The 13,527-nt window shown below is 71.4% G+C and carries 10 protein-coding genes; 6 read left to right on the plus strand and 4 right to left on the minus strand.

Annotated elements, in window-relative coordinates:
* The first annotated feature begins 121 nt into the window (after positions 1-121).
* The 4 genes from ACFPZJ_RS30760 (at position 122) to ACFPZJ_RS30775 (ending at position 4,877) form a co-directional block, all read left to right on the plus strand.
* A complete protein-coding gene (locus tag ACFPZJ_RS30760) occupies positions 122-1,558 on the plus strand; it encodes a helix-turn-helix domain-containing protein (RefSeq protein ID WP_381028423.1) in 1,437 nt (478 codons plus the stop codon).
* A gap of 111 nt (positions 1,559-1,669) precedes the next feature.
* Positions 1,670-2,572: an SAM-dependent methyltransferase gene (locus tag ACFPZJ_RS30765; protein WP_381028426.1), complete on the plus strand. Its 903-nt coding sequence runs from the start codon at positions 1,670-1,672 to the stop codon at positions 2,570-2,572.
* 227 nt (positions 2,573-2,799) lie between these two features.
* Positions 2,800-3,972 carry an aminotransferase-like domain-containing protein gene (locus tag ACFPZJ_RS30770; protein WP_381028978.1) on the plus strand — a complete coding sequence of 391 codons (1,173 nt, stop codon included), beginning with the start codon at positions 2,800-2,802 and terminating at the stop codon, positions 3,970-3,972.
* A 71-nt stretch (positions 3,973-4,043) separates the two neighbouring features.
* The gene (locus ACFPZJ_RS30775; RefSeq protein ID WP_381028429.1) at positions 4,044-4,877 is read left to right on the plus strand and encodes an arylamine N-acetyltransferase family protein; all 834 of its coding nucleotides are present in this window, start codon (positions 4,044-4,046) and stop codon (positions 4,875-4,877) included.
* A 269-nt stretch (positions 4,878-5,146) separates the two neighbouring features.
* On the opposite strand, the gene argS is transcribed toward ACFPZJ_RS30775, so the two are convergent.
* The gene (gene argS, locus ACFPZJ_RS30780; RefSeq protein ID WP_381028432.1) at positions 5,147-6,910 is read right to left on the minus strand and encodes an arginine--tRNA ligase; all 1,764 of its coding nucleotides are present in this window, start codon (positions 6,908-6,910) and stop codon (positions 5,147-5,149) included.
* Between the two features lie 130 nt (positions 6,911-7,040).
* Between argS and lysS the strand changes: the two genes are divergently transcribed.
* Positions 7,041-8,792 (plus strand): lysine--tRNA ligase, encoded by a 1,752-nt coding sequence (gene lysS / locus ACFPZJ_RS30785; protein ID WP_381028435.1) that lies wholly within the window; start codon positions 7,041-7,043, stop codon positions 8,790-8,792.
* A gap of 44 nt (positions 8,793-8,836) precedes the next feature.
* On the opposite strand, the gene ACFPZJ_RS30790 is transcribed toward lysS, so the two are convergent.
* The 3 genes from ACFPZJ_RS30790 to ACFPZJ_RS30800 form a co-directional block, all read right to left on the minus strand.
* Positions 8,837-10,105, minus strand: a complete 1,269-nt coding sequence (locus ACFPZJ_RS30790; protein WP_381028438.1) for a DUF2637 domain-containing protein — start codon at positions 10,103-10,105, stop codon at positions 8,837-8,839.
* Positions 10,106-10,187: 82 nt separating this feature from the next.
* Entirely contained in the window at positions 10,188-11,087 is a 900-nt protein-coding gene (locus ACFPZJ_RS30795; RefSeq protein WP_381028441.1) for a DUF3558 family protein, read from the minus strand.
* Positions 11,088-11,206: 119 nt separating this feature from the next.
* Positions 11,207-12,076, minus strand: a complete 870-nt coding sequence (locus ACFPZJ_RS30800; RefSeq protein ID WP_381028444.1) for a DUF3558 domain-containing protein — start codon at positions 12,074-12,076, stop codon at positions 11,207-11,209.
* Between the two features lie 205 nt (positions 12,077-12,281).
* On the opposite strand from ACFPZJ_RS30800, the gene ACFPZJ_RS30805 reads away from it, so the two are divergent.
* Positions 12,282-13,475, plus strand: a complete 1,194-nt coding sequence (locus ACFPZJ_RS30805) for an RtcB family protein (RefSeq protein WP_381028447.1) — start codon at positions 12,282-12,284, stop codon at positions 13,473-13,475.
* Positions 13,476-13,527 lie beyond the last annotated feature (52 nt).

Here is a 13,527-nt window from a genome sequence, read left to right on the forward strand (position 1 = left end):
ACCGTCCCGGCTGCCACACCCGATCGACCATCGGGGACGCTGGAACGCCCGCACCGGCTTCGACCAGGGGGAAAGGCCATTCCCTGGAACGGGGAGTGGGACACGGGGGAGTGGAGGAACAGTGTCGGAGGGCACTGCCGCGGCGGAATTCGCCGCGCTGTTGGGGGAATTGAAGGAACGTTCCGGGCTGAGCTACGGGGTGCTCGCGCGGCGGCTGCACCTGAGTACGTCGACGCTGCACCGGTACTGCAACGGGGACGCGGTGCCCACGGAGTACGCGCCCGTGGAGCGGCTGGCGCGGTTGTGCAAGGCGTCGCCGGACGAGCTCGTCGAGTTGCACCGGCGGTGGGTGCTGGCGGACGCGGTGCGCAGGCGGAAGGGGGCGGGGGCCGCCAGAGCGGCGGCGGAGCCCGCGGCCTCGGGACCGGCGGAGCCGCAGCCCGCGGGAGCGGACGGTCCGGCGGGGGGCGTCGTACCGCCCGGCGCGACGGGAACGCCGGTGGCGGAGCCGGTCGCGCCGCTCCCCGAAGCGGAGGCTGCGGGGGCGGTGCCCTCATGGGTGGCGTCCGGCGCCGAGGAGCCGCGTCGGTCGGGCCGTACCCGTCGTCGTACCGCTGTCGTCGCCGGGCTCGCCGTGGCCGTCGTCAGCGCCGTCACGCTCGCCGTGAGCCTCCCCTCGCGCGGGGCGGACCATGACGGCCGCCGGGGGTCCGCCGAGGCCGCCGGGTCCCCCGACGGCGGGACCGGCGATGTCGTCCCGGCCCCGCCGTCCCCGTCCCGGCAGGGCGCCGGGAAGAAGCCCGGGCAGGAGGCCGGGACGGAGTCCGGGGAGCCGACCGGGAAGCAGCAGGGCGACCGGGCCGGGAAGGCCGGGCCGTCCGCCGCCGTGAGCGCGAGCCCCTCCGGCGGAGGCAGGGGCGGGAACGCGGGGGTCGACAGCCACGCCAAGTCCGCTCCGCTGACCGTCCGCACCTCCCCGTACGTCTGGGAGGGCTCCTGCACCCAGCACTACCTGATCAACCGGCCGCCGACCGAGGTGGGCCCGCCGCCCCTGGAGCAGGACGCGCCCGCGTGGGTGGCGGTGACCCGGGCCGTCTCGTCCGGGGAGCAGTTCCTGGAGATCACCGTGCAGGGGACCGGGGAAGAGACGGTGCTGATCGAGGACCTGAAGGTCCGTACGGTCGGAAAACGCGCACCGCTGCCCTGGAACGACTACGCCATGGGCGTCGGCTGCGGCGGCGACGTGCGCACCCGGGCGTTCACCGTCGACCTCGACGCCCCCCGGCCCGACCTCGTGCCCAAGGCGGGCCAGGACGGCTTCCCGGCCAAGGTGAGCGAGTCCGACCCGGAGGTCTACCACGTCAAGGCGAAGGCGTCCGCCTACGACGTGAGCTGGTACCTGGAGCTGAAATGGTCCAGTGGCGGCCGGCACGGCACGGTCGAGCTGAACGACGCCGGCCGCCCGTTCCGCACGAGCGGCAACCAGGGGCGTCCGGCCTACGAGTTCCCCGTCGGCGGCCAGAAGTGGGACCCGGCCCCAGCCTTCGGCGCCCCCTAGCGAACCGTGGCGTCAGGCACCCTCGAGTCCCCTGGAGCGTTAGCTGGTTGACCATGGAAGCGGTTGCTCGCCGAAGCGCCGCCTCGCGCCGACTCTCCAGGGGAGACGCCCGTGTCCGGTGACGCCCTCAGCCAGGATCCCGCCGAGCTGAAAAGGAGGATCGACAGCACCAAGGCGCACCCGGCCCGGGTCTACGACGTCTTCCTCGGCGGCAAGGACCACTACCCGGTGGACCGGGAGGCGGCGGCCGCCGCGCTCGCCGCCAACCCGCGCGGCTACCTCGACGTCCGGCACAACCGCGACTTCCTGCGCCGCGCGGTGACCACGCTGGTGCGGGAGGACGGCATCCGACAGTTCCTCGACATCGGCACCGGACTGCCCACCGCGGCCAACGTCCACCAGATCGCGCAGCGCGTCGCGCCCGAGTCGCGGGTCGTGTACGTCGACAACGACCCCGTGGTGCTGGCGCACGCGCGTGCCCTGCTCACCAGCGGCCCCGAGGGACGTACGGACTACGTCGACGCCGACCTGCGGGAGCCCGCGCGGATCCTCGAACAGGCCGCCAAGACCCTGGACTTCGACCAGCCGGTCGCGCTGTGCCTGGTCGCGATCCTGCACTTCGTGGCGGACGAGGAGGCGTACCCGCTCGTGCGCGGGCTCGTCGACGCGCTGCCCGCCGGCAGCCGCCTGGTCCTCAGCCACCTCACCGAGGACCTCAACCCGGAGAACATCCGCGCGGTTAAGCGCACCTACACCGAGCGGGGGTTCACGTTCGTGCTCAGGTCCCGGGCGGACGTCGAGCGGTTCTTCACCGAGAACCGGCTCGCGCTCGCGGACCCGGGTGTCGTACCGGCGCACCGGTGGCGCCCCGACCACGACGCTCCCCGGCCCGAGCGGCCGGAGGCCGCCTACCTGGCGACCCTCGACGCCATCGACAAGGTCCGCTACCACGACATCGGCGACGTCACGGACGCGGACATCAACGTGTACGCGGCGCTCGGCGGCAAGGCCTGAACCGGGGCGGGGCGTCCGGATCCCGGAAACCTGCTTGTACGCGGCATGTAGTTTCCTAGGCTGCGGGCACGAGCCGTCACCGCAGCCGAAGGAGCCGTGCCTTGACCCTCGCCGATCCGGCGTCCGACCCTCTCGCCGTTCCCGCGTCCGCTCCCCTCACTGATCCCGCGTCCGACTCCCTCACCGCCCCCGCGGCCGCTCCTCTCACCGGCCCGTCGTCCGCCCCCGTGCCGCAGCTCGCCGCGCGCACCCGGTCCGTGGGCGGCTCGCCCGTCCGGGACATCCTGGCCGTCACCGCCCGCCCCGAGGTGATCAACTTCGCGGGCGGGCTGCCCGCTCCGGAACTGTTCGACGCGGACGGCATCGCCGCCGCGTACCGGGCGGTGCTCGCCGAGACGCCCGCGCAGGCCCTGCAGTACTCCACGACCGAGGGCGAGCCCGCGCTCCGGGCCGTGCTCGCCGACCGCACGACCGCCCGGGGCCTGGCGACCGGAGCCGACGACCTGCTCGTGACCACCGGCTCCCAGCAGGCCCTGTCCCTCCTCGCCACCGCGCTGCTCGAACCCGGTGACACCGTCCTCGTCGAAGACCCCTGCTATCTGGCGGTACTTCAGGCCTTCGGTCTCGCGGGGGCGCGGATCGTGCCCGTGCCCGGGGACGCGGACGGGCTCGACCCGCAGGCGCTGGAGGAACTCGTCGCCCGCGAACGCCCCAAGCTGCTCTACACCGTGCCCACCTTCCAGAACCCGACCGGTCGCACCCTGCCCGCCGAACGCCGTGCCGCCGTGGCCGCGGTCGCCGCCCGGCGCGGACTGTGGATCGTCGAGGACGACCCGTACGGGGAGCTCCGGTACGAGGGGGAGCGGGTGCCGTGGATCGCCGCCCAGCCGGGGGCCGAGGACCGCACGGTGCTGCTCGGCAGCCTCTCCAAGGTCATGGCGCCCGGAATGCGGCTGGGCTGGCTGCGCGCACCCGAACGGCTGCGCCGCGCCTGTGCCGTCGCCAAGCAGGCCGCCGACCTGCACACCCCGACGGTCAACCAGCTCGCCGCGGCCCGCTATCTGGCCGACCACGACCTGGACGCGCACGTCCGGCGGGTCGCGGACGTCTACCGGGAGCGCCGGGACGCCATGCTCGCCGGACTGCCCGGCGCGCTGCCCGAGGGCTCGACGTGGAACCGGCCCGAGGGCGGCATGTTCCTGTGGGCCCGCCTGCCCGACCCGTACGACACCACCGCCCTGCTCCCGCGGGTCGTACGGCAGGACGTGGCGTACGTCCCCGGCGCCCCCTTCCACGCCGGCGAGCCCGACCGCGCGACGCTGCGGCTGTGCTTCGTGACGCAGACACCGCGGGAGATCGGGGAGGGACTGCGCAGGCTCGGCCGGGGGCTGAGGGACTAGGACCAAGGAAGGACGGCGGCTCCGGCCGCGGGCCGCCGACGGGGAAGGGCGGGTCTGGTTACGGTGCGGTCATGTCCGAGTCACGACAGTTCACGCAGTCCGACCTCGACGCGTACTTCCGGCGGATCGGATGGGAGGGGGAGCGGCGGGCCGACACGGCGACGCTGCGCGACGTCCACCTGGCCCACGCGCGGGCCATCCCGTTCGAGAACCTCGACGCGCTGCGCCGTACGGCCCCCTCCCTCGATCCCGGTGACCTGACGGCCAAGCTGGTGCACAGCCGGCGCGGCGGCTACTGCTACGAGCACAACACCCTGTTCGCGGGCGCGCTGGAGGTGTTGGGCTTCGGGGTGACCCGGCTCGCCGCGCGCGTCGTCGTGGGCGCCGACCGCTTCGAGAGCCGCCCGCGCACCCACATGGCGCTGCTGGTCGCGGTGCCGGGCGATCCGCGGCCGTACCTGGCCGACGTCGGCTTCGGCGCCGTCGGCGCGCTGCTGGAGCCGGTGCCGCTGACCGCCGGTGTGGAGTTCCACGACGCCGGCCGCCGGCACCGGCTGGTGCACGCGCCGCACGCCGGTCCGCTGGAGCTGTGGGTGCTGGAGGCGTACGACCAGGACGCCTGGCAGGCGCAGTACGCTTTCACCGTCGAGCCCTTCGAGAAGCCCGACTTCGAGGTCGTCAACTGGCACGTCGGCACGAACCCGCGCTCCCCCTTCACCCAGCGCCTGCACGTGCAGCGCGTCACGCCCGACGCCCATCTGTCCCTCACGGAACGCCTCTTCACCGAGACCCGTACCGACGGCGCCGTCACCAAGCGGGAGGTGACGGAGGAGGCGGAGGTACGGCGCGTACTGGAGGAGCAGTTCGGGATCGTGGCGCCGCAGGGGATGACGCTGCTGCGCTGACCGCTGCGGCAGGCCGGGCTGCAGCGCGGTTCCAGCTCGGCTCGGGTGGCGGTGCGTGGCGAGGGTCTTCGGGCCGGTTCCGCACTTCATGTGCCTCGGGTCCCTGCCCTCGCGGGCCGCTCCGCGTCAGCGTGGTCCCGTCGCGGTGGGGGACGGGGGCGGGGAGGTGCGCGGTTCGCCGTCCTGGTGAGGGAGCAGGAACGGGGCCGTGGCGAACGACCGCGGCCCGTCCTCCCACGGGGGAGAGGACGGGCCGCGGCCTCGTCGGGTCAGAGCCGCTCGGGCGTGCGGATGCCCAGCAGAGCCATGCCCCGGTGCAGCGTGCCGGCCGTGATGTCGCACAGGAACAGGCGGTTCTCCACCTGCTGCGGCGTGTCCGCCTTCAGCACCGGGCACTTGTCGTAGAACGACGTGTACAGCGACGCCAGCTGGTACAGGTACGCGGCCAGCTTGTGCGGCGCGTACTCGGCGGCCGCCTCCGCCACCGTCTCCGCGAACGCGTCCACGTGCAGGCCCAGCGCGCGCTCCGCGTCGTGCAGCTCCAGCTCGGAGTGCGCGGACGGGCGTACCTCGCCGGCCTTGCGCAGGATCGACCGGATCCGGGCGTACGCGTACTGGAGGTACACGCTCGTGTCGCCGTTCAGCGAGACCATCTGGTCCAGGTCGAACTTGTAGTCCCGGTTCGCCGACGTCGACAGGTCCGCGTACTTCACCGCGCCGACGCCCACCTGGGCGCCCCGCTCGGCGATCTCCTCCTCCGACAGGTCCTGCGCCTTCTCGCGGACCACGGCCGAGGCGCGCTCGATCGCCTCGTCCAGCAGGTCGACCAGCCGCACCGTCTCGCCCTCACGGGTCTTGAACGGCTTGCCGTCCTTGCCGAGGACCGTGCCGAAGGCGAGCTGCACCGCGTGCACCTCGTCGTTGAGCCAGCCGGCCCGGCGGGCCGTCTCGAAGACCATCCGGAAGTGCAGCGACTGGCGCGCGTCGACGACGTACAGCAGCGTGTCCGCCTTCAGGTTGAACACGCGGTCCCTGATCGCCGACAGGTCGGTCGCCGCGTAGCCGTAGCCGCCGTCCGACTTCTTCACGATCAGCGGGACCGGCTTGCCGTCCGGGCCCTTGACGTCGTCGAAGAACACGCACAGCGCGCCCTCGGAGCGGACCGCGACGCCCGACTCCTCCAGCAGACGGCAGGTCTCGTCGAGCATGTCGTTGTAGCCGGACTCGCCGACGATGTCCGCGTCCTGGATCTCCATGTCCAGTTTCTCGAAGACGGAGAAGAAGTAGATCTTCGACTCGTCCACGAACTTCTGCCACATGGCGAGGGTGCGCGGGTCCCCGGCCTGGAGGTCGACCACCCGGCGGCGGGCCCGCGTCTTGAACTCCTCGTCGGAGTCGAACAGCTTGCGGGCGGCCTTGTAGAGGCGGTCGAGGTTCGACATCGCCTCCTCGCCGGTGACCTCGCCGGCCTTGTGGTCCAGCTCGTGCGGGTGCTCGTCCAGGTACTGGATGAGCATGCCGAACTGGGTGCCCCAGTCGCCGATGTGGTGCCGGCGGATCACCCTCTCGCCGGTGAACTCCATCAGCTGCCCGACGGCGTCGCCGATCACCGCGGACCGCAGATGACCGACGTGCATCTCCTTCGCCACGTTCGGCTGGGCGTAGTCGATGACCGTCGTGCCCGGGTTCTCCGCGTACGGCACGCCCAGGCGGCCCGTGTCGTCCGCGTACCGCGCGGCGAGGTTCTCCGTGATCGCCCGGTCGGTGACCGTGATGTTGAGGAAGCCGGGGCCGGAGACCTCGACGTCCTTGATCACGTCACCGGTGACGACCTGGGAGACGACCCGCGTCGCCAGCTCCCGCGGGTTCGCCTTCGCCTGCTTCGCCAGGGCCAGGATCCCGTTGGCCTGGAAATCCGCCCGGTCGCTTCGTCGCAGCAGCGGGTCCGCGCCGGTGGCCTCCGGCAGGGCTGCCGAGAGGGCGGACGCGAGGCGCTGGTGGACGGAAGCGGTGAGGGACGTGACCGAGGCCATAGGAATGGGTGCCGTTCTCCTCGTGGGGATGGATAGACACGGTCAGTATCCCACGGGGGGTAAAGCCGTTTTCCCGGGCGCGTGGTGGTCTGGGAGAATGGGGCGGTCAGTACCTTCAGAACAAGAGGACGTGCCGATCGTGGCTCAGAGCACCGAGACCACCGACTGGGTCTCCCGTTTCGCGGATGAGGTCATCGAGGAGTCGGAGCGTCGGGCCCCGGGCAAACCGGTCGTCGTAGCGTCCGGGCTGTCGCCGTCGGGCCCCATCCACCTGGGGAACCTGCGCGAGGTCATGACCCCGCACCTCGTCGCCGACGAGATCCGGCGTCGCGGGTACCAGGTGCGCCACCTGATCTCCTGGGACGACTACGACCGGTACCGCAAGGTGCCCGAGGGCATCGCCGGGGTCGACGACACCTGGAAGGAGCACATCGGCAAGCCGCTGACCTCCGTCCCGGCCCCGAAGGGCTCGCCGTACCCGAACTGGGCGGAGCACTTCAAGGCCGCGATGATCGAGTCCCTCGGTCAGCTGGGCGTGGAGTTCGACGGCATCAGCCAGACCGAGCAGTACACCTCCGGCGTCTACCGCGAGCAGATCCTGCACGCCATGAGGCACCGCGGCGACATCGACGCCGTCCTCGCCCAGTACCGGACCAAGCCCAAGCCCGCCGACCAGAAGAAGCAGCAGGCCAAGCAGAAGCCCATCGACGAGGCCGAGCTGGAGGCCGCCGAGGGCTCCGGCGCCGCCGCCGAGGACGACGGCTCCGGCTCCGCCGGGTACTTCCCGTACAAGCCGTACTGCGGCAACTGCGAGAAGGACTTCACCACCGTCACCGCCTACGACGACGACTCGACGGAGATGACGTACGCCTGCACCGCGTGCGGCTTCTCCGAGACGGTCCGGCTCAACGAGTTCAACCGCGGCAAGCTGGTCTGGAAGGTCGACTGGCCCATGCGGTGGGCGTACGAGGGCGTGGTCTTCGAGCCCAGCGGCGTCGACCACTCCTCGCCCGGGTCGAGCTTCCAGGTCGGCGGCCAGATCGTCGGCATCTTCGGCGGCGAGCAGCCGATCGGCCCCATGTACGCCTTCGTCGGCATCTCCGGCATGGCCAAGATGTCGTCGTCGCGCGGCGGCGTCCCCACCCCCGCCGACGCCCTGAAGATCATGGAGCCGCAGCTCCTGCGGTGGCTGTACGCCCGGCGCAAGCCCAACCAGTCCTTCAAGGTCGCCTTCGACCAGGAGATCCAGCGCCTGTACGACGAGTGGGACCGGCTGGCGGCCAAGGTCGCCGACGGCAGTGCCCTGCCGGCGGACGTGGCCGCGCACTCCCGCGCGGTGCGCACGGCCGCCGGTGAGCTGCCGACGACGCCCCGCCCGCTGCCGTACCGCACCCTCGCCTCCGTCGCCGACATCACCGCCGGCCACGAGGACCAGGCGCTGCGCATCCTCAGCGAGCTGGACCCGTCCAGGCCGCTGGCCTCCCTGGACGAAGCACGGCCGCGGTACGACAGGGCCGAGGCGTGGATCAACGCGCACGTGCCCGCCGACCAGCGGACGATCGTGCGCGAGGAGCCCGACACGGAGCTGCTGAAGTCGCTCGACGACCAGGGCCGGGAATCCATCCGGCTGCTGCTGGACGGGCTCGCCGAGCACTGGTCGCTGGACGGGCTCACCCACCTCGTCTACGGCGTCCCCAAGGTCCAGGCCGGGTTCTCCGCCGACGCGACCCCGAAGGAACTGCCGCCGGAGATCAAGACCGCCCAGCGGTCCTTCTTCGCGCTGCTGTACCACCTGCTCGTCGGCCGCGACACCGGGCCGCGCCTGCCCACGCTGCTGCTCGCCGTGGGGCAGGAGCGGGTGCGCAAGCTGCTCGGGGCGTGACGCGGTGACATGAGCGCCCGGTGCCGTGCGCACCGGGCGCTCACTCATGCGATGTGCTCTTCTTCCAGCTCCTGGTAGTGGCGGCCGCTGAAGCGCTCGACCATGCGCTTGGCCTCGGCGGCGTCGAGGTTGATGCCGAACTCCGCCTCCACGTTGTCGAGGAACTGGTTCGCGGTCGGGTAGCTGCCGTTGATCGACTGCTTGAAGACCTGGTAGTACGCGTCCTCGTCCGGAGCGGGCGGCTCCGGGACGCCGCCGCCCTCGCCCAGTTCCCGGGTACGGCCGGGGCCCGCCGGGACGGGGAAGCTGCCGGTGTCCTCCGGCGAGGGCTCCTGCGCCGGGGGTTCTTCCTGGTACTGGTCCTGGTACTGCTCGGCCTCGCGCTGCTCCGCGTACCACTGGGCGTACTGCTCGGCCGGGTCGTAGTCGGGGTCGTAGCCGCCCTGGTACTCGACCTCGCGCGGGGCGAACCAGGGGCTCTGGTCCGGCTCGGGCTCCGGCTCGGGAACGGGCCCGCGCCGCTCGGCGTACGGCTGGCCCTCGAGTTGCGGGCGCCGCCGGGCGGTCGGCGCCACCTGCTGCCGGGGCACCTCCCGCTGCGGTGCCGGCGGGATCAGCGCCGGTTCTATCCCCGCCGCCGCGAGGCCCGCCGGAGCGGTGTCCGCCAGCGGCACGCCGTACCGGGCCAGCCGCAGCGGCATGAGGGACTCCACCGGAGCCTTCCTGCGCCATGCGCGCCCGAAGCGGGAACGCAGCCGCGCCTGGTAGACGAGACGTTCCTGCTCCAGCTTGATGACCTGGTCGTAGGAGCGCAGCTCCCACAGCTTCATACGACGCCACAGCAGGAACGTCGGGACCGGCGACAGCAGCCACCGGGTCAGGCGGACGCCCTCCATGTGCTTGTCCGCCGTGATGTCGGCGATCCGGCCGATCGCGTGCCGGGCCGCCTCGACCGCCACCACGAACAGCACCGGGATCACCGCGTGCATGCCGACACCGAGCGGATCCGGCCAGGCCGCCGCGCCGTTGAACGCGATCGTCGCCGCCGTCAGCAGCCAGGCCGTCTGGCGCAGCAGCGGGAAGGGGATCCGGATCCAGGTCAGGAGCAGGTCCAGGGCGAGCAGCACGCAGATGCCCGCGTCGATGCCGATCGGGAAGACGTAGGAGAAGTTTCCGAAGCCCTTCTTCAGGGCCAGTTCCCGCACGGCCGCGTACGATCCCGCGAAGCCGATCCCGGCGATGATGACGGCACCGGTGACGACCACGCCGATGAGAACCCGGTGCATCCGTGTCAGCTGCAGTGGCGCGGCCACCCGTACTCCCCTCCCGTTGCGTGTTGTTGCGCGCAACAGGGTGGCACATGTGTGCGGAGGACGGGTGGCCGGTTCCGGTTGGTCAGCTCTTCTTCGCCGCGGACCGCGAGGCGGAGGCGCTCGCGGAGGCGTCCTTCGAGGGCGACTTCGAGGACGTGGAGGACGACTTCGAGGGCGACGCGGAGGGCGAACCGCTCGCCGTACCGCCGCCGTTGCCGCCGTCCTCGCCGTTCGCGGAGGCCACCGCGGCCACCGCCTCCTTGGCCGCCTTCTTCGCCGCCTTCATCAGGTCGTCGGCGTCCGGGGTCTTGTCGCCCGCCAGACCCGCGCCGTTGTAGTCGAGGGTGACGACCACGTTCTCGACGCGCGCCACCACCGTCTGCTGCTTGAAGGTGCCTTCCTTCTTCTTCAGGTCGTAGCGGACCGCCGTCGCCTCGTCACCCGTGCCGGACACCGGCTCGGCCTTGGCGTTCTTGGCGCCCTCCACGGACTGGACGTCCTGCACCTGCTTGGCGTAGTACTCCTGCGCGAGCTTGTCGCCCGCACCGCGTGTGACGTCCGACTCGAAGCGCAGCAGGGACACGCTCAGCCAGCGGAACTGCGAGCCCTTCACCCCGTTGTTGTCGAGGCTGCTCCACGAACAGCCGGCACGCGTCGACAGATCGTCCGACGTGCCCTCCTTGCCGGACTTGTTGCCCTTAGGTACGAGGTCGCCCAGCGTCTTCTTCGACAGCACCTCGCAGGGCTCCGGCAGCTTGTCGTACGCCGCCGCCTGCACCGTCGGCGACGGGCTCGCGGACACCGACGCGGCGGCCTTCGCGGGCTTGTCCCCGCCGTCACCGGAGCCGGAGTCCGAAGAGCAGCCGGCGGCGACCAGCATCACGGGGACGGCGGCCGCGCAGACAAGGACGCGGTTTAGGCGCTTCGCTCGCTGATCACGCTGATCACGCTGGTCTCGTCGCTGCATGGTTCCTTCACTCATGACACTCGTGGTTCCTGCGGTCCGGAACGGGTCCGAGTGGTCACGGTACGCGGTGCGGCAGAAGTGTGGTCTTGCTTCGGCGGCTTGGCGCGTGGGCGTGAAGGGTGCGTGAAGGGCGCTCAGCCGCTCAGCGAATCCGCCAGCTGTGAGGCCAGTTTCCGGGCCCTGTCCTGCATTTCCTTGCTGTCCGGGACGACGCCGACGGTCGTCGGCTGCTCCGCGTACTCGATCGTCACGATCACGTTCGACGTGCGGAACGCCACAGTCACCGTGCGCTGTTCGACCGTCGAGCCGGAGTTGCTCAGCTCGTCGTCGAGGAACGCCTCGTCGCCGAGGTCGTCCAGGACGCGGGGCTGGAGGTCGGCCGGAGTGGTGGAAGGGGACGAGGACGACGGGGAGGACGGAGCGGAGGAGGACGGCGAGGCCGAGCCCGACGGGGACGCGGACGTGGACGGCGAGGCGTCCGGGCCGGGCGAGGAGGCGGCGTCCGTGCCGCCCTCGGCGGTGCCGGGGCCGGTCGCGGAGTCCGTCACCGTCGGTTCGGGCAGGTGGGCGTCGGCCTCCTTCGCCGCGTACAGCTGCTCGGCCTGGGCGTCATCGCTGACGGCGCCGTCGTACGACACCACCCGCTCGAAGTCGATCAGCAGGTGGTCGGTCGCGCCGGGCGACTCCACCTTCCACTGGCAGCCGACCTTGCGGTCCGTGTCGAAGGTGACCGTCGCCTGACCCGCGTAGGCCTTCTCGCGCCGCTCCTCGTCGGTGATCTGACGGATGCCGGGCAGGAGTTCGTCGAGGGTGTCGCGGTCGACCGCGCCGCAGGGTTCCGGCAAGGTGCGGTACTTGCCCGGCTGGGCCGCCGGGGTGGCCGTACCGGCGTTGCCCGGGTGGGAGTCGTCCGCGGTGGCGCCGTCGCCGGAGCCGCCGGTGCAGCCCGCCAGCACAGCCGCGAGGAGCGCCGCGACGCCGGGTACGTACGCCTTCCGCTGCACGGTCAGGCTCCTCTCGACGGTGTGTCGTCCCTGGGTGTTCCAGTGTCCCCGCTGGTTATTCGCTTGCCGCACGGGGGCGCCCCCTGGAGACAATGTGTATCGCACGCACTGCCGTGGACGCCGGTCCGTCATCCCTTTTCGTCGACCTTGGCGCCGGTTTTGCGATTCGTTACTTCTGTTTGTTTTCCGGGGGATTGAGGCCGAAATGTCGTATGTCGAGGTGCCGGGCGCGAAGGTGCCCATCCGTATGTGGGCCGACCCGGCGACGGTCGAGGGTGGGGCGATGCAGCAGCTGCAGAACGTCGCCACGCTGCCGTGGATCAAGGGCCTGGCCGTGATGCCGGACGTGCACTACGGCAAGGGCGCGACGGTCGGTTCCGTCATCGCCATGCGGGGGGCCGTGTGCCCGGCGGCGGTCGGCGTCGACATCGGCTGCGGGATGTCGGCGGTGCGGACGTCCCTGACGGCGAACGACCTGCCCGGGGACCTCTCCCGGCTGAGGTCGAAGGTCGAGCAGGCGATTCCGGTGGGGCGCGGGATGCATGACGAACCCGTTGATCCGGGGCGGCTGCACGGGTTCGCGACCGGGGGGTGGGACGACTTCTGGGGGCGGTTCGGTGATGTCGCCGAAGCGGTCAAGTTTCGTCACGAGCGGGCAGAAAAGCAGATGGGAACCCTTGGGTCCGGGAATCACTTCGTAGAGATCTGCACGGATACGACCGGTTCTGTCTGGCTGATGCTTCACTCCGGTTCCCGGAACATCGGCAAGGAGCTCGCCGAGCACCACATCGGCGTCGCCCAGAAGCTGCCGCACAACCAGGGCCTGGTCGACCGCGACCTCGCCGTCTTCGTCGCGGACACCCCGCAGATGGCGGCCTACCGGAACGATCTCTTCTGGGCGCAGGAGTACGCCAGGTACAACCGCTCGATCATGATGGCGCTCCTGAAGGACGTGATCCGCAAGGAGTTCAAGAAGGCCAAGCCGACCTTCGAGCCGGAGATCTCCTGCCACCACAACTACGTGGCGGAGGAGCGCTACGACGGCATGGACCTGCTCGTGACCCGCAAGGGCGCGATCCGGGCCGGCTCCGGGGAGTACGGGATCATCCCCGGCTCCATGGGCACGGGTTCGTACATCGTGAAGGGCCTCGGGAACGCCAGGTCCTTCAACTCGGCGTCGCACGGCGCCGGCCGGCGCATGAGCCGCAACGCGGCCAAGCGCCGGTTCACGACGAAGGACCTGGAGGAGCAGACGCGGGGCGTGGAGTGCCGCAAGGACTCCGGCGTCGTGGACGAGATACCGGGCGCCTACAAGCCGATCGAGCAGGTCATCGACCAGCAGCGGGACCTGGTGGAGGTCGTGGCGAAGCTGAAGCAGGTCGTGTGCGTCAAGGGATGACGCGACTCACGCCGTGCCTCACCTCGCGCTCCGCGCGCTCCTAGGCCAGGCG

The organism is Streptomyces bullii (assembly GCF_042657145.1).
Taxonomy (GTDB): Bacteria; Actinomycetota; Actinomycetes; order Streptomycetales; family Streptomycetaceae; genus Streptomyces; species Streptomyces bullii.